This is a genomic window from Anabaenopsis sp. NIES-4685 (assembly GCF_059725405.1).
On record NZ_AP043602.1, the window covers coordinates 1,182,691 to 1,203,950 of the forward strand.

The following is a 21,260-nucleotide window of genomic DNA, read 5'->3' on the forward strand; positions in this document are numbered from 1 at the left end:
CACTAACAAATACACTCTTTAAGAGAGGGCGTATCAACCAATGCACGTAGGAAAATCCCCCGCGCACCATTTATGTCCCGGCTCATTACCCGCCCGTCAGATGGAGACTTAACGAATTTAGCACCACCAAGGTTGGGGATGATTTCACCAGTCCAACTGACTGTTTTTGATGTGTACGCTTCGTTCACATCCATCACTACTTTATTAGTCTCAAAAGCCTTATGCTTGAGAAAACACTTAAATCGGTAGTGAGAGAGTGTTAACATTTGGCGCACTGACTTTGACCTAATTCGTCGTTTCGCCTTCTGAGACATTTGGGATGTTTCAAAGGTGGGCAGTAAAATAATGTCAAAGTTATTAACCAAAAATCGAGCAGTTTTCTTGTGCAATTCGTCTACAAGGTTTTTGATTTTACCTCGCAGTCTACTAGCAGCAAGTTTCATCCTTCTTCTTTGTTTGCACTTGGCTTTAGTGAGTTTAGAAATTAACTTATCCAAACGAAAACACAGCTTCTGAAGTAAATTAGCAGATGTGCCAATTTCGCCAAAACTACATTCAGAAAAGAAGGTAATAAATGTTCTGATACCGGGGTCAAGTGCTACAACACGTCCTTGGTTATCAGACTTCCGTTGCAGCACATCCTCTGGAACTGTCAAATAGTAATCACGGTAGGCAAATACTAAACGACAGTCGCCAAAGCTTTGTGGTAAGTCTTCTTTGAAGGTTACCTTACCTAATACAGTGTGGTAAATCCCTAAGTCTTTTACGGCAGATTTGGGAATGTAGCAAGATTGTACAGCGTCTTTTCTTGACCTAAATTTAATCTTGCTAACACCACCACCGTTTTTAAACTTTTTCTTGGCATTGCTGACAGACTTACAAGCATCTTTGATGGCAATTGATTTAATTTGATAAGGGACTGCTTTACTCCATTCTGGTAATCCGTTCAATATGTCAGTCTTAATCGCTTTCCAGTTAGCCTTGATGCTAGAGTCTTGCAGCAGTTTGATAGTAGTGTTGTAAACAAACCTGGATACACCAAACCACTGTTTAACAATCCGCCTCTGCTCTGTTGTGAGGAAGATCCGGATCTTCCTTGATTTTTTTACTGTACTTCCTGAGTCCGTGCATCCGACGAGAGAAGACGTGGAGGATGGAGAGAAGATCCGAGGTAAGCTCTGACTCTGGGGAATGTACAGTGTTGTCGAGAACCACGATTCGTCCACCGTTTTGCTCGACCATGTACTCAATAAGCTCGAATCCAAACCTTGCGAGTCGGTCACGACAGGTAACAACAAGCGTGAGCTGATCTCCGAGCATAAGTCTGTCCAGTAGGGCTTGCAGTCCTTTTCTTTTAAAGTTGATTCCACTGCCGATATCTTTGATGATTTCGGCATCTGGGTAGAGTGATTGCATATAGGCGATTTGTCTACCAAGGTCGTCTCGTTGCTTGGTTGAACTAACTCGGCAGTAGCAGACAATGGAAGTTCTAGCTGCACCACGGAGGTAGGATTCAACGTTAAAAAGTCTTTGTCCTGCTTCGTTTTTGATGCTTTCGATCTTGCCATTGTCTGCGTACTTCCTTAAAGTGTGTGGGTGCAGTCCCAGTTGTTTGACTGCTTCTCGTAGTGGTACATAAGCCATACTACTATCTGAGCATTTATGAGGATATGTAATCTATTATTAGCAAATAACTAGCTATTGGCTAACCTCTAGATAAACTTCCCCAAACTCTTGGTCAGCCAGGGTAATACTCTTGTAGCTAACTTTACCCTTAATTACCACTTCCTGGCCTTCTTGGAGATGGGGTCGATGGGTAATTACCCAAATTTTGCCAGTGGAGTCATTAATTTGATATGCCCATTGCTTCACTAGGGGAACTTGCCTTTCTACCTTACCCCGGATGTAAACTATATTCCCCTGGTCTGTTGCTGGTTTAATTTCCTGAATCAGGGTGATTTTCTGACCCATGCTCAAGTTACCTCCATTTAGGCTGGGTGTTCTCAAGGAACTACAACTACAAAGTACTGCTAAAAGTAACAAAGCAATGCTGCAAATATGAAAGTTTTTTGTTAGTTGCATAGAGTCAGTTCCCGTGGGTAAATTTCCAGATTCGGGGAATGATTCTTCAATCCTTCCCTGTTCAGATGAGACAGTTAATCTGAGAAGATAAATAATATGAGTATATTCTTTTAGATAGCAAAACCCTATGAAACTAAGGGCCAATGCCTGAAGTAGTTAGGCACGCAAAAAACCCAAATATGTTACGAAAAGTAAACACGCCTCACAGCCTTTCCAATGAAAACAACAACGGCCAAAATTCTCGACGGTAAAGCCTTAGCTGCAAAAATTCATCAAGAAATTTCAGCTATTACTACACAAACACAAGGAAAAATTGGGCGGCTACCTGGTTTAGCTGTATTAATGGTGGGGGATAACCCAGCATCAGCCGCTTATGTACGCAACAAAGAACGAGCTTGCACTAAAGTTGGTATTGCTTCTTTTGGTCAGCATTTTCCCACAGAAACAACCCAAGGGGAACTTGAGCAGGTAATTGCCGCACTCAACCAAGATGAACGTGTAGATGGTATTCTCGTGCAGTTACCTCTCCCTAGCCACTTGGATGCTGTAGCCCTGTTAAATAAAATAGACCCGGACAAAGATGCTGACGGACTGCATCCAGTTAACTTAGGGCGGCTAGTGCGGGGGGAGGCTGGTTTACGCAGTTGCACCCCAGCCGGTGTGATGCGGCTATTGCAGGAATATGAAATTTCTTTGCCGGGGAAAGAAGTTGTGGTGGTGGGACGCAGTATTTTAGTAGGTAAACCAATGGCCTTAATGCTACTGGAAGCTGATGCTACTGTTACCATTGCTCACTCGCGATCGCTCGACCTTGGTAAAATCACCAAGAATGCTGATATTATTATTGCTGCTGTAGGTCGCCCAGGATTAATTACCGGCGAAATAGTCAAACCAGGCTCTATTGTGGTAGATGTGGGTATGAATCGTGTAACAGATAGCAGTGGCAAAAGTCGGTTAGTGGGAGATGTTGACTGGGAATCAACTGCTAGTGTCGCCGAATATATGACTCCAGTTCCTGGTGGTGTTGGTCCCATGACTGTTGCCATGTTGTTACAAAATACAGTTACTAGTTATTTAAACAAAGCAAATTGTTAACACTTAACAGTCAACAGTTTAAAATTGTCACGGATAAGACAAACAACCAACCAGCCCTAAAATAGAAGGAATTGAAGAATGGTAGCAGCTGATAACCTCCAGAAAATGAAAGAGCAAGCCACCTTTAACCTGGAAGCCTATCTCCAAGAGCGGCAAAAGCTTTGTGAAACTGCTTTGGATATGGCTATCCCTGTGATCTATCCAGAAAAGATTTATCAATCCATGCGCTACTCTCTATTAGCTGGAGGTAAGCGTCTGCGCCCCATTTTGTGCCTTGCCGCCTGTGAAATGATTGGCGGTACAATCTCCATGGCTATGCCCACAGCCTGTGCTATGGAAATGGTACACACAATGTCTCTCATTCACGACGACCTACCAGCAATGGATAATGATGATTATCGTCGTGGGAGATTGACAAATCACAAGGTTTATGGTGAAGATATTGCCATCTTAGCAGGTGATGGCTTGTTGGCTTACGCCTTTGAGTTTGTAGCCACTCAAACCCCCGAAACCGTTTCTAGAGAGCGAGTTTTACAAGTAATCGCCCGTCTGGGCAAAGCCCTAGGGGCAGCTGGTTTAGTGGGCGGTCAAGTGGTTGATTTAGATTCCGAAGGTAAATCAGATATTTCTCTAGAAACCCTCAATTTCATTCATAACCATAAAACAGCTGCCCTTTTAGAAGCCAGCGTCGTTTGTGGAGGAATACTCGCCGGGGCATCTTCTCAAGATATACAAAAACTCACCAGCTATTCTCAAAACATTGGTTTAGCATTTCAGATCATAGATGATATTTTAGATATCACCGCCACCCAGGAGCAATTAGGCAAGACTGCCGGTAAAGACCTAATAGCTAAAAAAGTTACCTATCCTAGCCTGTGGGGACTCGAAGAGTCACGCTCCAAAGCTCAACAGCTAGTCGAAGCAGCCTGTCAGGAACTAGAAACCTTCGGGAAATTGGCGCACCCACTCCAGTCCCTGGCTTACTTTATCACCAGTCGCAATCACTAAGTCAATCTTAGACTTGGGATTTTGGGTTGCATAAAAATGTTTCCTCAGAAAATAATTGCCGCTAAATTTACTAACCGAACCGAAACACCATGCAGGACATAGGCCATATTTTAGATAACCGGGTGCTGCTGGTTGCTCTGGTAGCTTGTTTCATTGCTCAAGCATTGAAGCTCATAGTTGAGCTGGTCAAACATCGGAAACTGAATGTACGTGTTTTAGTTACAACTGGAGGTATGCCTAGCGCCCATTCAGCTTTAGTGACCGCTCTTGCAGCCGGTGTGGGAGAAAGTCTTGGTTGGGCATCGGCTGAATTTGCTTTGGCTACGGTTTTCGCCATCATAGTTATGTACGATGCTGCCGGAGTCCGCCAAGCCGCTGGTAAACAAGCTCGTATTCTCAATCAAATGATTGATGAATTATTCCACGAAAAACCAGACTTTAGTCAAGACCGTCTGAAGGAATTACTCGGACATACACCAGTGCAGGTGATCGCTGGTTCCGCCTTGGGCTTAACCATCTATTGGTTAGCTCGGTCTGCTTACTAGTTTACAGAGCTAGTCCTAAGCTGACTATTTTATAGACAAAACTATACTTATGTTGACAACAATTGACATAAGTGAGTTAAGAAAATCGCCCACTTGATATATAATACGATATCAAGTATTGAATTAAGACTATTGCCAACGCGAAAACCAAGCAATGATAGCGGTAGTCTTTCTTGTAAATCTTAAGAGAAATATCGCGTCTGGCTAAGGCGTGCAAGTCTACACCAGGGATAACCGCTCCCATGCTCCCGTTGAAGTAGAAAGTAAAGTCTAGCTTTGTCTAGTTTTTATATAGCAGCTACAGATGAGCGCAGTAACATTACCTTATTTCCATCTACTAGAATGGCAAAAAAACCGCTTTCGTTGAGCCTTTGTAGTTTCCTGTATGCCTCTTGTTGGTTCCCAGTATGAGCCGCCAATAGGTAAGGGCGTTGTCCGTAGGAAACTAAACCTATGTTACCGCCTACTACTTGTTGTATACTATTTGCTAGTTCTGGACGATTGAAATAATCTACCAATACAGCATAACCATCCCCTAGTAATTGGGGATTAAAGCTAATTGTCTGACCTGGAGTTGGTGGTGGTTGAACTGGATCTAGTACAACATCACCCGCTACTGCTCTTGTACTGATGATACTAGATAAGCCAGCAATATTCTTTATATATCTTCCCCAACGATTCGCGTCATCAATACTGTTAAATCCGCCTATGCGTGTGACTGTATCAGTAAGATATCGGCAAGTTGTAGCTTGAATCTGATTTGGTATAATATTGCGTAGCTGTTGGTAACTATCTGCCCTAGGACTCAGTACCAATAACACATATTCCCCAGGGCGCGGGAGTTCACAAACGGGAAGATTTTGTTGGGCGGACACAAAAGTCATGCTCCCCATCAAACTGGCTGCAGTCAGTGCTAATGCCCTAGATAAAGTATCAAATTTCTGGATAAAATTGGCAGGCATAAATGGAATTCTTGAGGGGTAAAAAGGGGTTGAAGCCAAGAAACTAGAACCGTCTGACCGGATTCTCAACAAGACCTATTGAAGGATAATGATAGCTAAATTCTCCCAAAACTGCTTTCAAAATTCACTACCACTTGCACATCACAAGACGGCTCTAATTTATCTTTTGATTTGCAGCTTCTTTGTTCCCCGTCAGGTGGAATCTTTGCCCAAGATTTCAAAAATGCATTTTTTGTTCCCCTACCGTCAGGGTAGGTATTGTACCTACCCTAGATTTTCTTCTCTTTTAGTCCCCAAAAATATCAGGACTAAAGTCCTCAGTAGCAAACTCAGGAATATAAGAGTATATTAAGAGACATAGCTCACAGATGCTAAAGGATCCGAGATAGTCTCGGAGGGAGCCTGAAATTCTCCTGTAATCACATACTCAAATCGCAGTTTTAACCAGGTTATAAATTGGGGGTTGGTAGAAATAATGGCGGCGGCAGGTTGAGGACACTTCGCTTTTACCTGTGCCATTTCAGGTGATTCTAGGAAAGCTGGCTGCTTCACCAACCAAAAATCAATTTCTTTTTCTTGTTCATGGTAGTATCGAGTCCGCTCCTTGAGCACCTCCGAGGTTGGTTCCTCGTGGATGAGAAATTTTTGACTTGCCAAAACGTAATAATATGTTTGCATTTTTCAACCCTTGCTATTCAATAAATTGAGGAAGATGCACCACTGTCACCCTGAAAAATAATTAAACCGGAATTACCTAATTAAGGCACTAAATGGACAAGCACTAGGTTTTCTTGAGTCACTTTTGGGTTTTTCTTGCCCATACCACAATTTTTGGAGAAAACTCCAAAAATTTCCTGGCTTCTGCTTTGGTATGGCTGATACCACCCGATCGCGATCGCCAGTTTCTGGTTTTGCGCTTGCTGTCAGCTTCTCCAAAAACTTGGTGTTGTCATAATAGTGTTCTAAGGAGAGGATTTTCAAGTCATCGCTAACATGGGCAATGCTCATACCGATTACTTCTATGGTTTCTCCTGTGGGTGCGTAGTCCTTATATGCACCTTTAAAGTGTCCCCAATGTCGCCACTTAAAAGCCACAGTCGGGGGTGCTGAAAACACTTCTAACACCTCCCAGAGAAATCCTTCGGGAAATGCTGTATGGAAGAGGTTTGTGGATGTTTCAAAGTTTTCCTCAGCAGCTTTGTAATGTTGAGTATTACCAATCAACAGCTTGTAAGTCCCTGACTCTACCACATCTGATAGAGTGTAGCTAGGACCTCCATTGGTACTCATGCGGAACTGATCATTGACAACTGATATCCACTGCTGGGGGTTGGTTTTGAAGTTAGCTTCTACATCAAAAGTTCTCACCAGATTTTGCACTATAGCCTCTAGTGAACCTTGGGGATGATTACGTGTACTCTCCTTCGCCAGATTCTCATTGGAACGGGTATAGTCGGGAAACTTGCCATAGCGCCATTCGATATTTGTACTCTGTTCTAGTACTTGATCTCTGTGCTGTACCCAAAGGGGTAGACCGTTAGGCTCTGTTGAGGTCATAGAACTTCCTTCTCAAAGATGTAACTCCAAATTTGGTGGATTTCGCAGTTCCAACCCCTCTATTTTGAATTTCTACCAGTAGATATAGTTACAGCCCCTGTATGGCTTGTTTCATTTCCCGGACTGCTCTTTCTATTCCTACTAATGCTGCTCGACTGATAATGGTATGGCCAATGTTGAGTTCTTCCATTCCTGGTAATGCAGCTACGGGGTAAACGTTCCAGTAGGTAAGTCCATGTCCTGCATTAACCCGTAAGCCGGCTTTTATTGCTTGCTCACATCCGTGAGCTAATAGGGCTAGTTCTTGCTGGCGACTTTTTTCCTCTTTAGCCTCAGCGTACTGGCCGGTGTGCAGTTCAATAAATTGGGCTTTGACCTTGACAGATGCTTCAATTTGTGCATCTTGAGCATCAATAAATAGACTCACCGGAATACCAGCGCTCTGCAATTTATCAACTATTTCCCCTATTCTAGCAGTTTGCCCAGCGATATCTAGTCCGCCTTCTGTGGTAACTTCTTCCCGCTTTTCGGGCACTAAGGTCACGTAGTCGGGTTTAATATCAAGGGCAATTCTCACCATTTCGTCCGTGGCGGCCATTTCTAAGTTGAGGTGCGATCGCACTGTTTGCCGTAACAGTAACACATCTCTGTCTTGAATATGCCGCCGATCTTCCCGTAAATGTACAGTAATGCCATCAGCACCCGCTAATTCTGCCAGTACCGCCGCTGCTACGGGGTCTGGTTCCACTGTCCGTCGCGCTTGACGGATGGTGGCGATGTGGTCAATATTAACCCCCAGTGTAGGCACCCTTATATCCCCCTATCCATAATCCATAAGCTTTAATTTTAACGGATTTTAGCTATATTTAACCAATAGAATTATGGTTGAGCGATCGCCTAAATCCCCAAGCAGGATTTAGAATAATATTTACACTCACTCTTTGCGGCGGTATGCTTTTAGAACTACAACAGATTATCGTCAAACCAGGACAAGAAATGTTGCTACAAGATATTACTTGGCAGCAGTTAGAAAATATTTTGGCAGAAATGGGAGAAAAACGCGCTGCACGTATTTCTTATAGTGATGGTTGGTTAGAAATTATGGTTCCTTTACCTGAACACGAAAAAGATAAAGAATATATTGGTGATTTAGTTAAAATTTTGCTAGAAACACTCCAAATTGATTTTGAACCTTTTGGTTCCACTACACTAAAAAACGAACAAATGCGGCAAACAGTCGAACCAGATACTTGTTTTTATATTCAAAATCAAGCTGCTGTAATTGCTAAAAATCGTCTTGATTTAACTGTAGACCCACCACCAGATTTAGCAATTGAAATTGATATTACTTCCCGGACTCGATTTGATAACTATGAGATTTTACGAGTTCCTGAACTGTGGCGATATACAAAACAAGGTTTAGAAATTTCTGTGCTACAGCAAGGAAAATATCTCAAAGTTCTATCTAGTCCTAATTTTCCTAATATCCCCATTGTGGAATTAATTAATGAATATGTTCAGCAATGTTTAACTATTGGCAGAAGTCAAGCTATGCGTAATTTTAGAACTTGGCTCAACAGTAATTTATAATTATTTTTAATTTGTACACTTCTCGCCCTAACTCGAAGCACTGGTATAAAAGCGCAAGGCAAACCGCCAAAAACTACTAGAAACCCAGAACAGCACCACAGCTAAAATTCCAGCACCTATTGTCCAGTTAACTTCACCCCGACCCAGCATAGCTTCCGCTGGTATTGTAGTTAAAAATGCCACTGGTACTACAAAGGTAAAGAAAAAGCGGTAAGCCGTGGGATAAGCTACCATAGGATATCTACCAGCTTCTAACAAGCCCCGTAAAACTTCTGTAGAATTGTAGATTTTTACAAACCAAATGCTGGTTGCACCCAGTATAAACCAGAGACTATAAAGAATTACCAAACCAAATAACAACGGTACTGCACTCATCAGGTAATTCTTGATGCCTAAACCCAGGTTTGTACCTGCATAGCCAATGACAATACTACCAAAAACTAAATCTGGTAGTCCCCAAGGTGACAAGGTGTGAGTCGAAAGCCAAAACTGACTGCGGATAGGTTTGAGTAACACAAAATCTAATGTACCTTCCTGGACATGGCGGACAATGCGATTGAGGTTTGGCGCTAAAAAGGTAGCTGCAAACCCTTGTAGTAGAGTAAAAATTCCCAGAACTAGTAAAGCCGCCGACCATGACCAGCCGGTAAAGGTGTAACCAGTGCGGTAAAATAAGAAGAGTCCGAATAAACTACCTGCAAGATTACCCAGACTGCTGAGGGTAGCTATCAGAAAATTCAGGCGATACTCCATCTCAGATGCGATCGCCGTACTCCAAAATAACCCTAGTACTTGCCAATATCTTCTCACCTTGCACCCAGAGTAACAACATACTGACAGCATAGCGAATCACTAGCCATCTGGCGTATAGGATAAAATATGACCCGTGCAAAACGAATTAAATGATTAAACTAGACCAGTTTCTCAAATTCATGGGTGTAGCCGCAACCGGAGGACAAGCCAAGCTGATGATTATTGATGGTGGCGTAAAAGTCAATGGTACAGTGGAAACCCGAAGAGGACGCAAATTAGTATTAGGCGACAAAGTAACAGTAGAAGGGAAAACCTTTGAGGTGGATGTATAATCGTCCCTAAATTACCTACCCTACCCTGATTTTGGTTAAGTCCTTGCCATTAAAGGGTAAAGATTGCTGTTCAATGATTGAATACTTACTCTTAGAGGTTGTTTGATAAGTTTTCAACAGGTAATTTTTATCTTAGGGAACAGGGAACACACCGAACACCGAAGGATTGGGAAGGATTGGGGAACACACAAAAAACAATAAAATCTAGTCCCCTCCCCTTACAAGGGGAGGGTTAGGGTGGGGTCAAACAATAGTTGATACACTAATCATGACTTGACAAACATCCCCTTACAAGGGGAGGGTTAGGGTGGGGTCAAACAATAGTTGATACACTAATCATGACTTGACAAACATCCTCACAGATGTGTTAAGTCATGGAAATCACAAATTAATAATTGATTAATGTATGGCTTTTTCCCCGTATTCCTATCAGATTATACATCTAAAAGTTTTCATATATGCAATATATGAAAAATAGCAAGATAATTTACATTAGAGAAATATTACGTTGCTTCAGATAAACAATTTTCCAACTTTCTCTAATTTTTTTTGACAATTAGTAAAAAAATCTTTAAGCTAAAAGATAGGTTACACAGTTCCGACAAAAAACAGCAATTTTGTTAGATAAATTAAAAATTGCTCTTGTAGATTATCGGCATGAACAAATGAACTGAACTCAATGCTTGATGATAAATAGTAACGGCATCACTTTGAGCTTCAGTAGAGACCTAGGAGTAAGATATTTTGACATTGACCGGATTTCGCTGCAAGTAGCTATACAAACTCCGGTCACGTGTTAATCATGATAGTGGTGTGAGGATTTGCAACATTGACAAGTGAGGTGCAATAGATATGTCCAGGAGAACACAATGCTTGAGTATCTGACATCTTTAAACGATCACAATTTGCCCTATCCAGATACGATGCACCCCATCATTGTCCACTTCGTAATTGCGATGGTTTTGTTTGCATTCTTCTGCGATATACTCGGTTACTTTACTGGTAGAACTCATCTGTTTGAAGTGAGTTGGTGGAATATGTTTGTGGCGACCATCGCTATCTTCGTGGCCATTATTTTCGGTCAATTTGAAGCCGGTTTAGCACAACCCTACACCCAAGCTAAATCAGTATTAAATGTACATACATTGGTTGGTTGGTCCCTATCGGGAATTATCGCATCCGTTACAGCTTGGCGGTATGTAATTCGCAGCCGCAACCCGTACAAATTGCCCATTCATTATATGCTGGCTGGGTTGTTGTTAACTGTGATTGTCGGCGTGCAAGTATATCTGGGAGATCAACTGGTGTGGGTATATGGACTGCACACAGTACCAGTTGTTGAAGCAGTCAAGGAAGGTATCTTGCCATGAACTCGGAATTAATTGATCAAATAAGCGGCCAATTCGGGGCTAATGGACTACCTTACTCGATTCCCATTCATCCTAACTTAGTCCATCTTACCTTGGGTCTGTTCATCATTGGCATTACCTTTGATCTTGTAGGTATGCTGTTCCCCTGGCAAAAATGGGTCTTCAAGTTTTTAGCCATTCCTGTCGAACCTGCCAACTTTTTTGATGTGGGGTGGTACAACATGGTCGGCTCCACTATCATTACTATTTTCACTGTAGCTGCGGGCTTTTATGAAATGCTGCTCGCAACACCATCTAGTGATGTCAAAAGTGCTTGGGGAATGCAGGCCATGGAAACCATGCTTTGGCATGGTGTGGGTGGGGTATTCTTGCTGGGGCTGATTCTAGGGATGACTGTTTGGAGAGGATGGCAGCGTTTTATTTGGAGTCAAGACCCAGCACAAGAAGTGCAGTGGAGTTATTTAGCCACTGGAATAGTAGTGATGTTGATTATGTACGTCCACGGCACACTAGGAGCGCAAATGGCGGCAGAATTTGGCATACATAATACAGCAGATAACTTGCTGAGAATGGGCGCAGACCTAAACACAATGCTCAAGTAACTAACAATTATGGACTTGCGGAAGATTTCAAATATTTTCACCGTGTTGGTGGCTGCAACCATTGTGACTATCATCAGTCTCTGGATAGGACAGCAGGCTTATAGCTGGCTTCCCCCCCAAGCAGCAGCAGAATCTCAGCTAATTGATGATTTAATTAGCTTCTTAGTCACCCTGGGTGCATTCATCTTTTTAGGTGTAACCGGGACTCTGATGTACTCGATCATTTTCCACCGGGCACAAAGATGGGACTTGAGCGATGGCCCCCACATTGAGGGTAACGTTACCTTAGAGGTGGTGTGGACAGCAATCCCCATTATGTTAGTGTTATGGATTGCTGCCTATAGCTACCAAGTCTACGAGCAAATGGGGATTCAAGGACCCATGGAACTAGTCCATTTGCATAATCCTGTAAGTATGGAAGCCGCTGATGCAGCACCCCAGGAGCAAGGGGAACCGGTAGAAAACATTGATGTAGTGGCTAAACAATGGGCGTGGGTGTTCCACTATCCTGAAAGAAATGTTACCAGTACCGAATTGCATTTACCAAGCGATCGCCGGGTACGTTTAGCACTAAAATCAGAAGACGTGCTACATGGCTTCTATATTCCTGCATTCCGCCTCAAGCAGGACATTGTACCCAACCACACCATTGACTTTGAATTTACACCCATCCGTGAGGGACAGTATCGGTTAACCGATTCTCAATATAGTGGTACATACTTTGCCACCATGCAGGCCAATGTAGTTGTGGAATCTCCCGAAGATTACCATCAATGGCTATCCTACGCTGCCACCCAAAAGCCCACACCAGCCCCAAATCAGGCAGCCTCTGAGTATGCCCAAGCAGCCAGTCAGCCAGTCAAAAACGGTTGGGCTAGAGTAGCACCAGCAACATCTCCTCTAGTCAATTATCCTGGGTAATGACCAATGACACATATCTCTGTTACAGACATCAGTCACCCTGGTGAGCAACCAGGTAGCTGGAAAAAATACTTCAGCTTTAGCACCGACCATAAGGTAATTGGTATACAGTACCTGGTCACCTCATTTATCTTCTTTCTCGTCGGCGGGATCTTCGCCATGGTAATTCGCGGAGAACTAATTACACCCGAATCTGACCTAGTAGACCGCACCGTTTATAACGGGATGTTCACCATGCACGGCACTGTCATGCTGTTCTTGTGGACATTTCCCTCCCTAGTAGGCTTTGCCAACTATCTAGTACCCCTAATGATTGGGGCGCGAGATATGGCATTTCCCCGACTCAACGCCGTCGCCTTTTGGATGGTACCGGTGGTAGGGATTCTCTTAATGACCAGTTTCTTAGTCCCCGGTCGTCAGCCCAAGCTGGTTGGTGGTCTTACCCACCAGTAAGCTTGCAAAACCCCACCGGTAACTTAATTAATGGTCAAGTAGTTTGGTTACTAGCAGTAGCCATATCCGGTGTTTCCTCCATCATGGGTGCTGTTAACTTTGTTACCACCATCGTCAAGATGCGCGCCCCGGGGATGGGCTTCTTTCGGATGCCTTTATTTGTCTGGGCAGTATTTAGCGCCCAGATTATCCAATTGTTTGGATTACCTGCACTCACAGCCGGTGCAGTGATGTTACTACTAGACCTGACCGCAGGAACTGCCTTTTTTAACCCCAGCCACGGCGGTAATCCAGTGATGTTTCAGCATTACTTCTGGTTTTACTCCCACCCGGCTGTTTACGTGATTATCTTGCCCATCTTTGGCATTTTCTCAGAAATATTCCCAGTCTACGCCCGCAAACCATTGTTTGGCTACAAAGTAGTTGCCATCTCCTCAATGTTAATTGCGGTAGTCAGTGGTATCGTCTGGGTACACCATATGTACGTCAGTGGTACACCTGGTTGGATGCGGTTAATATTCATGCTTACCACCATGTTTGTATCCGTACCCACAGGTATTAAAGTATTTGCTTGGGTAGCAACCATTTGGGGCGGTAAACTGCGGCTAGATACAGCCATGCTGTTTTCCCTGGGTGGCTTAATCATGTTTGTATTCGCCGGGATCACAGGTATTATGCTTTCCTCAGTACCTGTAGATGTACACGTCAACAATACTTACTTTGTGGTCGGTCACTTTCACTATGTCCTCTTTGGCACAGTGACCATGGGTTTATATTCCGCCATTTACCACTGGTTCCCCAAAATGACCGGCAGAATGTACTACGAAGGCTGGGGTAAATTGCACTTTTGGCTAACATTTATTGGCACTAACCTGAACTTTTTACCCATGCACCCCTTGGGTTTGCAAGGAATGTTACGCCGGGTTTCCTCCTACGCTCCAGAGTACGAATTTTGGAATATTATCGCCAGTCTGGGGGCTTTCATGCTGGGAATGTCCACCTTACCATTCATTTTCAACATGGTCATTTCCTGGATGCAAGGGGAAAAAGCACCTGATAATCCCTGGAGAGCGATCGGACTAGAGTGGATGGTTTCTTCACCCCCCCCAGTGGAAAACTTCGAGGAAATTCCCATCATTATTTCTGAACCTTACGGCTACGGCAAATTAGAACCCTTAACAGCCAACAACCCCGCATTAAAAAACGCAGACTAAATCTCCGCGTTCCTCTGGGTTTAAAAAAGGAGAATTCCCATCAATGGACAGTTCCATCAACTCAGAAGAGTTGCAATTACCTCACCATCACACAGGCGTTGAACACGAACACGACGAAGAAGGCAATAAAATGTTTGGCTTCATTGTGTTCCTCCTATCGGAAAGCGTTATCTTCCTGAGTTTCTTCGCCGGGTATATCGTCTACAAAACCACAACTCCTAACTGGTTACCAGATGGAGTTTCCGGGTTAGAAATTATAGAACCCGCCATCAATACAGTCATTCTTGTTTCCAGTAGCTTTGTGATTTACTTAGCAGAACGAGCCCTACAAAAACACGATTTAAGGGGATTTCGCATCTATCTGGCCGCCACTATGGCCATGGGTACCTACTTTTTAGTGGGACAAGGTATTGAATGGAGTAACCTCGAGTTTGGGTTCACTTCCGGGGTATTCGGTGGGATGTTCTATCTGCTGACTGGTTTTCACGGTTTGCACGTTCTCACTGGTATTCTGTTACAGTTGATTATTTTTTTCCGTTCTTTCTTACCGGGAAACTACGATTCCGGTCACTTTGGGGTCAATGCGACCTCGTTATTCTGGCACTTCGTAGATGTGATTTGGATTGTTTTGTTTATCCTTATCTATATTTGGCAATAGGTTTTTGGGGATACTGCTGTTCAGTCGGTCGTGTCCCCATTTTTTTACCTATGGGTGAATATTAAGATGGATTGACACGCAGGTATAAAATCTCAACAACATATAAAGTATACTTAGTTACTAAGTAATTGGTCAGGATTAGGTATATGTATCATCGGTTATTGAGATGGTAGATGCTAATGTATAATGTATACTGGTTTATTTATAGCCTTTTTCAGGCTCATGAAGTACACACCAATTCCCTGTTCCCTCAAACTAAAAAAAATTGTACCTCACGAGCATGGGAAATGATATATACATGAGTTTAAACTTTTTTAAAACAGCATATAGTTACTGAGAATATGGATATATGATTCAGCAAGATGATAAAGCTTTATTTCAAAAAAAGGCTCTCAAAAATGCTTTAGGTAATTTTAAGTTTCCCTCCGATTTAGAGCAACGTCACCAGACTATTCAAAAATGGGTTAAGGCTCTACAAACAGGTACACTTGACCAAATAAGTGAAGTTTCCTTACATGGTGATTTTATCAAAGATATCTTTCAAAATGTGTTGGGTTATCGTTCAGTCATTGATGGTGGTGGTAAAGCTTGGGAAATTTACCCAGAAAAACATATCGCTGATGGTGGGGGTGCTGCTGATGCAGCTTTGGGATTTTTTACAGCCGTAGAAAACCATAAAGGTCAAGTAAAATTACAGGGTTTAGTTGTTGCACCCATTGAATTAAAAGGAAGTAAAAATAATTTAGACCGTGCTGTATCTGGAAGGGACAAATCAGCGGTTGATCAAGGATGGCATTATGCTAATTATACACCTGATTGTCATTGGATTATTATTTCTAATTATCGAGAGTTAAGACTCTATCACATTAATAAAACTCCTGCTTATTATCAAAGGTTCTCTTTGACAGATTTAGCAGATTTCCAGGAATTTAAAATATTTTACTTTATTTTTTGTCGGCAAAATTTTCTACCCATTAAAAATGTATCTGTAATTGATAGGTTGTTAACTGCTTCTAATCAAGCACAAGAGGAAATTACAAAACAACTCTATGACGAATATCAGCAAGTTAGATTAAACATTGTTAAACATTTCCGCTTTATTTGTGATTTAAATATTCCCAACCGGGAGCAAGTTTTAATTGAGAAAGCACAAAAGACTTTAGATAGAATTTTATTTATTGCTTTTTGTGAGGATAGGGGACTATTACCAGAGAGGACAATTAGTAATGCTCATGATAGTAGAAACCCTTATACTCCTGTTCCGATTTGGGAAATTTATAAAAATGTTTTCCGCTGGGTTGACCAAGGTCATGATGATCCACCAATTCCGGGTTATAATGGGGGTTTGTTTCAACATGATTCGCTGTTAGATGAACAGTTAAATATTCCAGATTCTTTATGTACTCAACTGAAACAACTGACGCGCTTTGATTTTGATTCCGAAGTTTCTGTAGATATTCTGGGACGGATTTTTGAGCAGTCAATTACAGATTTAGAAGAGTTAAAAGCTGATATCACTCAAAAGGAATTTGATAAAAAACAAGGTAAGCGGAAGAAATTAGGGGTATTTTACACCCCTGCTTATATTACTCAATATATCGTTGAAGTGGCCATTGGTGGTTATTTGCAAACGCGAGAGTATGAGTTAAGACAGCGGTTTGAGCTAGCAGCAGATACACTACAACAGCGAGAACAAGAAATTCAGTTTTGGTTAACTTACCGAGATGAGGTATTAGTAAAAACGCGAGTTATTGACCCCGCTTGTGGTTCAGGTGCGTTTTTAATTGCAGCTTTTGATTATTTAGAAAGTCAGTATCGACGAGTTAATGATAATTTACGCTTTCTGGAATATCAGGGTTTAGAAAATATGGAATTAGATAGAACTATTCTCAGTAATAACTTGTTTGGGGTTGATTTATCGCCGGAGTCGGTAGAAATTACTAAGTTATCTTTGTGGTTAAAAACTGCAACTCAGGGAAAAAGTTTAACTTATTTGGATGATAATATTAAAGTTGGTAATTCTATTGTGGTTGATTCACAACTGACAGATTTAGCTTTTAATTGGGAAGGTGAGTTTCCCCAAGTGTTTGCTGAGGGTGGTTTTGATGTCGTAATTGGGAATCCTCCTTATATCCGTCAGGAATTATTATCAGAATTTAAACCTTATTTACAAGCAAATTATCAAAGTTATAATGGAGTTGCGGATATTTATGTTTATTTCTATGAAAAAGGTTTAAATTTATTAAAGCCCGAAGGCATACTTTCTTATATTGTTACTAATAAATGGTTACGTTCTGGTTACGGTGAACCGTTGCGACGGTTCTTTTCTGAGTCGAGTGTGTTTGAAGAAATTATAGATTTTGGACACGCGCCAATTTTTCAAGATGCTGATACTTTTCCCTGTATTGTGGTAGTGAGGAAACCTAAAATTGTTCAGATATCAAATGAGAATCAATCAGTTTTAGTTTGTTCTGTTCCCCGTCAGGAGATAGCTAAAATTAACCTGACTCAATATGTGCAGAATCCAGAGAACAGTTATACTATCCCTTGGTCGCGGTTTACTAGCAATGCTTGGAGTTTAGAACCTCCTGCGGTTGAGGAATTAATGGGGAAAATTCAGCGGTTGGGAGTTCCGTTAAGGGAGTTTGCTGGGGTAAAACCTTGTTATGGAATCAAAACAGGTTTTAATGAGGCGTTTTTAATAGATGAAGCGACTAAGAAGAAGTTGGTTCAAGCTGACCCGAAATCTGCAGAAATCATTCAGCCTTATTTAAGAGGCCAAGATATTAAAAGGTGGGTTTCTAAATGGGAAAATTTATGGATGATTTTCGCTCACAAAGATATAGATATAGAAGAATATCCTGTAATCAAACAACATTTAGAAATTTATAGAAATAAGTTGGAAGCTAGAGCGGGTAAACAGTTATGGTGGCAGCTGCAAGCATCACCATCATTCTACCCTCTTTTGGCACAACCTAAAATAATTTATCAGGTAATACAATTTCATCCAGCTTACAGCTATGATACACGAGCTTATTTTACAAATGATAAAGCTTTTATCATTCCCACATCTGACTTATATATTCTGGGAGTTCTCAATTCTCCTCTGATGTGGTGGTATAATTGGCGACGTTTACCACGGATGAAAGATGAGGCTTTAAACCCTGCCGGCTATTTGATAGAAACTCTACCCATTGCGTCACCTACCGCAGAAATACGTGCAAAAGTAGAAATAATAGTTACCAAGTTAATTGAAATTACTCAACTGAACGGGGAAGTTGAGCAAGATTTCCTGGAGTGGTTGCAAATAGAATTTAAAATTGAGAAGCTGGGACAAAAATTAGGAGATTTCGCTGCTTTAGAATTGGCTGAGTTTGTGGAAGAGGTGAGAAAAAGAATGCCAAAATCTAAAACGGTTGACCCTTTGGGTGTCTCCCAATTTAAAGCGCTGCGTCAAGGATATAATGATTATGTTCCAGCAATCCAAAGTCGGAAATATGAAGCTGTAAAATTAGAATATCGACTGGCTGATTTAGTTAACCAAGCCTATGAACTGACAGCACAGGAGATTGATTTAATGTGGAGAACAGCACCGCCCAGAATGCCTATTGCTCAATTTTCTAGGTAATATAGGAATCTTATTTGAGTTGAGAAATTATCAGTGAGGAAAGGGAACACACCGAACAGGGAACACCGAAGGATTGGGGAACAAACCGAACACACAAAAAACAATAAAATCCAGTCCCCTCCCCTTACAAGGGGAGGGTTAGGGTGGGGTCAAACAATAGTTGATACACTAATCATGACTTGACAAACATCCTCTAAGGGAGTTGGGTATGTGGTCAAGGGTGAAAACTGAGTTTAGTGGACTAATTCAATGGCGCGTTTAGTCAATTCTTCAGCAGTTAACCCGTTAAAGGCCATCAATTCCCCGGCGCTGGCGGTGGTTTCCCCACGTTTCCAGGCGAAAGTATCACGTTTGCAGTTGCTGCGTAACATGATTGGTTCAAGCATGGCCGCTGCGCCACCAGTGACACCAATTAATGCGTCACCGCTGAATAATTGGGCAAATTGAGCATCATCCATGAAACCGCCATCGGGTTCTGAGCAAGTTTCCCAAGCTGTGTCATGAGGACGATACAAACGGCGGGGGTTAATGACAGAAACAATTTTTACGCCTATACCTTCGGTTTCTAAGAAAGCGGCGACTTCAAAGACGGGAATTAAGGTCATATCGCCAATGACTGCAAATACAACTTGTTTATCACCGGGAACTTCTTGTAATAAGATTGCGCCGTCTGCTAAACCTTGGCGAGTTTGTTCTAGGGTGGTAAGAATTGGTAAGGGTGATTTACTGGCGGTGATGACGATTCCTTTATTTTTGGTGTTCAAAGCCCAGTCATAACAAACTTGAATGCTGTTAGCGTCGGGGGGAAATAGGGGGAAAACATTACCATTACGCATGAGGGAAGCAAAGTATGCTTCAATTTCTGGGCGTTGGTGTGTCCAACCGTTGCGCCCTTGCTCTAATGCACCGGCGGTAAATAAGGTAATGGTTGAGGGAGTTTGACGGCGTAATTCTGCCATGGCTTGGATGACTGTTTGCCAAATTGGTAACCCGTTGATGGCAAAGGATTCATAGGAACACCATAGGGTTCTCGCACCCATGAGGGCTAAACCTGCAGCTAAACCTGCGCAAGCATCTTCACTCAATGGTTCATAAACTTGACCGTTGGGTGCTTGGTTATATAAATCGTCGGTGGTGGGGTGAATGACTTTGAGGGCTTGGTTAATGTTAGCAATTCCTGATGCTTCGTTACCGTCGGCGTTGGTGACTAGGAATTTACTATCTTGTTTACCGACGATTCCCACTAAGCGCCCCATGGCGGTGGTGGAAACTTGGGGGTCACCTGCGACTGTATATTCTTCTAGGGGTAATTTCCCTAGCTCTGGTAATGGTAATTCAAATTCTGTGACTACTGTTTTGGCTGCGGGTCCGCCACCGGCGCGTTCGGCGTTGGTTCTGACTATTTCCCAAGCTTCTGCGGGGAGGGCGCGGCTTTGCAATGCACTGATAATGTGGGGTGCGTTTAGGGTGTCTTTGGGATAGAGGTTATGAGATTTGGAACCGCGGGCGTGAACCCCTGCGCCTTTGAGTTGTTTAATGATAAATACGGTAAGTTTGCCGTTGAGGGCGGAGTGGGCGGCTTTATCTATGCCTAAAAGTACGGTTTTGGTGAAGGCTAGGCGCTGCTCAAAGGAAAAGGCGGTACTATCAACATAGTCCCCTGGTTGGTGTTGGTCGTCAAAGTCTTTGGCATCGACTAGAATTACTTCTGCAAAACCGTTTCCTTGCCAGTAGGCTTTCATTTCGGCGTTGGTTTTGAGGGAAACCATACTATGATGTTCTTGGCTGTAGCCGTTCCACACTAGGACGGGTAGGAAGTTGGTGGCACTGGGATAGGCTGTGTTAAAATGTGCCATGGAACTCATAATATATGGTTCACCTAGTCCGCCGTCACCCAGGGTGAAAGGGAATAACTTATCTGGGTGCAGTAGTGCAGCGGCCATGGCAAAGTGTTGTCCTTGCCCTAGGGGTCCGGCGGGTGCGAGAATGCCGGGGATGTAGCCGGAAAGGTGCCCTAAAAGTCCGTGCTTTTCCCGGAAGCGATCGCGCAGTTGCTGTACTGTATTAATCCCCATGTCTTCTAGGGAGCGGTCTAAAAACATGGCGCTATAGAATCCGGGGGCGTGGTGTCCCACTTCTGTCATGATGTTTTTATGACCTAGCATTACCAAGGCTGCGTAGGCTTCTGCTTGACTGGCAAAACCCCCCGGATGTCCGGAAGCTTTACTGGCTGTGATTTGTAGGGTTAAATAGCGTAGGGCATCGGCAGCTAGTAAGGTTTGATATACGGCGGCGGGATCTGTGGGATCGGCGATCGCCTTTTTTCCTGGTTCTATTGCTGCAATTCTACCATAAGTTGCAAAATTTGGCAAGGCCTCACCAAAATATTGGATTCCTTCACAAAAATTTGGCAGGGCGGAAGATGCTGTGGATGTCATACTGAGTACCTTATAAAAACTGGGCAAGCTGTAGATGCTTAATGAACTTAAC

At 42.7% G+C, this 21,260-nt stretch carries 19 protein-coding genes and 1 pseudogene; 11 read left to right on the plus strand and 9 right to left on the minus strand.

Features of this window, described 5'->3' with window-relative positions:
- Positions 1 to 2: 2 nt before the first annotated feature.
- Genes AC6IZ0_RS05095 through AC6IZ0_RS05105 form a run of 3 tightly spaced genes read right to left on the minus strand, consistent with a single transcriptional unit; the run spans position 3 to position 2,082 of the window.
- Complete coding sequence (locus AC6IZ0_RS05095; protein ID WP_497726001.1) at positions 3 to 1,166, minus strand: RNA-guided endonuclease InsQ/TnpB family protein; 1,164 nt, start codon at positions 1,164 to 1,166, stop codon at positions 3 to 5.
- Positions 1,051 to 1,644, minus strand: coding sequence for an IS607 family transposase (locus AC6IZ0_RS05100; RefSeq protein WP_497725298.1), 594 nt, complete (start codon positions 1,642 to 1,644; stop codon positions 1,051 to 1,053). The genes AC6IZ0_RS05095 and AC6IZ0_RS05100 overlap by 116 nt, the downstream gene beginning before the upstream one ends.
- A gap of 54 nt (positions 1,645 to 1,698) precedes the next feature.
- Positions 1,699 to 2,082 (minus strand): hypothetical protein, encoded by a 384-nt coding sequence (locus AC6IZ0_RS05105; RefSeq protein ID WP_497725299.1) that lies wholly within the window; start codon positions 2,080 to 2,082, stop codon positions 1,699 to 1,701.
- 216 nt (positions 2,083 to 2,298) lie between these two features.
- Between AC6IZ0_RS05105 and folD the strand changes: the two genes are divergently transcribed.
- The 3 genes from folD to AC6IZ0_RS05120 all read left to right on the plus strand — a co-directional run bounded on the left by folD (position 2,299) and on the right by AC6IZ0_RS05120 (position 4,730).
- The gene (folD, locus tag AC6IZ0_RS05110) at positions 2,299 to 3,177 is read left to right on the plus strand and encodes a bifunctional methylenetetrahydrofolate dehydrogenase/methenyltetrahydrofolate cyclohydrolase FolD (protein ID WP_497725300.1); all 879 of its coding nucleotides are present in this window, start codon (positions 2,299 to 2,301) and stop codon (positions 3,175 to 3,177) included.
- 78 nt (positions 3,178 to 3,255) lie between these two features.
- Positions 3,256 to 4,185: a geranylgeranyl diphosphate synthase CrtE gene (gene crtE, locus AC6IZ0_RS05115; RefSeq protein ID WP_271732424.1), complete on the plus strand. Its 930-nt coding sequence runs from the start codon at positions 3,256 to 3,258 to the stop codon at positions 4,183 to 4,185.
- Between the two features lie 89 nt (positions 4,186 to 4,274).
- Complete coding sequence (locus AC6IZ0_RS05120; protein ID WP_271732426.1) at positions 4,275 to 4,730, plus strand: divergent PAP2 family protein; 456 nt, start codon at positions 4,275 to 4,277, stop codon at positions 4,728 to 4,730.
- Between the two features lie 287 nt (positions 4,731 to 5,017).
- Here the strand turns inward: AC6IZ0_RS05120 and AC6IZ0_RS05125 are convergent, their stop codons facing one another.
- The 4 genes from AC6IZ0_RS05125 to AC6IZ0_RS05140 form a co-directional block, all read right to left on the minus strand.
- The gene (locus AC6IZ0_RS05125; protein ID WP_271732427.1) at positions 5,018 to 5,692 is read right to left on the minus strand and encodes a hypothetical protein; all 675 of its coding nucleotides are present in this window, start codon (positions 5,690 to 5,692) and stop codon (positions 5,018 to 5,020) included.
- Positions 5,693 to 6,040: 348 nt separating this feature from the next.
- Positions 6,041 to 6,370, minus strand: a complete 330-nt coding sequence (locus tag AC6IZ0_RS05130) for an MgPME-cyclase complex family protein (protein WP_271732428.1) — start codon at positions 6,368 to 6,370, stop codon at positions 6,041 to 6,043.
- Positions 6,371 to 6,442: 72 nt separating this feature from the next.
- Positions 6,443 to 7,249, minus strand: coding sequence for an ester cyclase (locus AC6IZ0_RS05135; protein ID WP_497725301.1), 807 nt, complete (start codon positions 7,247 to 7,249; stop codon positions 6,443 to 6,445).
- An 88-nt stretch (positions 7,250 to 7,337) separates the two neighbouring features.
- Complete coding sequence (locus AC6IZ0_RS05140; RefSeq protein WP_271732431.1) at positions 7,338 to 8,057, minus strand: pyridoxine 5'-phosphate synthase; 720 nt, start codon at positions 8,055 to 8,057, stop codon at positions 7,338 to 7,340.
- A gap of 143 nt (positions 8,058 to 8,200) precedes the next feature.
- Between AC6IZ0_RS05140 and AC6IZ0_RS05145 the strand changes: the two genes are divergently transcribed.
- Entirely contained in the window at positions 8,201 to 8,839 is a 639-nt protein-coding gene (locus AC6IZ0_RS05145; RefSeq protein ID WP_497726002.1) for a Uma2 family endonuclease, read from the plus strand.
- A 27-nt stretch (positions 8,840 to 8,866) separates the two neighbouring features.
- Here AC6IZ0_RS05145 and AC6IZ0_RS05150 read toward each other — a convergent pair whose 3' ends face one another.
- Entirely contained in the window at positions 8,867 to 9,649 is a 783-nt protein-coding gene (locus AC6IZ0_RS05150) for an ABC transporter permease (protein ID WP_497725302.1), read from the minus strand.
- Positions 9,650 to 9,741: 92 nt separating this feature from the next.
- Here AC6IZ0_RS05150 and AC6IZ0_RS05155 point away from each other — a divergent pair, with 92 nt between their 5' ends.
- The 7 genes and pseudogenes from AC6IZ0_RS05155 to AC6IZ0_RS05185 all read left to right on the plus strand — a co-directional run bounded on the left by AC6IZ0_RS05155 (position 9,742) and on the right by AC6IZ0_RS05185 (position 18,770).
- Positions 9,742 to 9,924, plus strand: a complete 183-nt coding sequence (locus tag AC6IZ0_RS05155) for an RNA-binding S4 domain-containing protein (RefSeq protein WP_271732433.1) — start codon at positions 9,742 to 9,744, stop codon at positions 9,922 to 9,924.
- An 869-nt stretch (positions 9,925 to 10,793) separates the two neighbouring features.
- Positions 10,794 to 11,294, plus strand: a complete 501-nt coding sequence (locus tag AC6IZ0_RS05160; RefSeq protein WP_271734426.1) for a DUF2231 domain-containing protein — start codon at positions 10,794 to 10,796, stop codon at positions 11,292 to 11,294.
- Entirely contained in the window at positions 11,291 to 11,896 is a 606-nt protein-coding gene (locus AC6IZ0_RS05165; protein WP_271734425.1) for a DUF2231 domain-containing protein, read from the plus strand. The genes AC6IZ0_RS05160 and AC6IZ0_RS05165 overlap by 4 nt, the downstream gene beginning before the upstream one ends.
- 9 nt (positions 11,897 to 11,905) lie before the next feature.
- Complete coding sequence (locus AC6IZ0_RS05170; RefSeq protein WP_497725303.1) at positions 11,906 to 12,817, plus strand: cytochrome c oxidase subunit II; 912 nt, start codon at positions 11,906 to 11,908, stop codon at positions 12,815 to 12,817.
- Between the two features lie 6 nt (positions 12,818 to 12,823).
- Positions 12,824 to 14,484: pseudogene (locus AC6IZ0_RS05175) on the plus strand (cytochrome c oxidase subunit I).
- A 43-nt stretch (positions 14,485 to 14,527) separates the two neighbouring features.
- A complete protein-coding gene (locus tag AC6IZ0_RS05180) occupies positions 14,528 to 15,142 on the plus strand; it encodes a cytochrome c oxidase subunit 3 (protein WP_271734421.1) in 615 nt (204 codons plus the stop codon).
- Positions 15,143 to 15,491: 349 nt separating this feature from the next.
- Complete coding sequence (locus AC6IZ0_RS05185) at positions 15,492 to 18,770, plus strand: Eco57I restriction-modification methylase domain-containing protein (protein ID WP_497725304.1); 3,279 nt, start codon at positions 15,492 to 15,494, stop codon at positions 18,768 to 18,770.
- Positions 18,771 to 19,003: 233 nt separating this feature from the next.
- Here the strand turns inward: AC6IZ0_RS05185 and AC6IZ0_RS05190 are convergent, their stop codons facing one another.
- Complete coding sequence (locus AC6IZ0_RS05190) at positions 19,004 to 21,208, minus strand: phosphoketolase family protein (RefSeq protein WP_497725305.1); 2,205 nt, start codon at positions 21,206 to 21,208, stop codon at positions 19,004 to 19,006.
- Between the last annotated feature and the right edge of the window lie 52 nt (positions 21,209 to 21,260).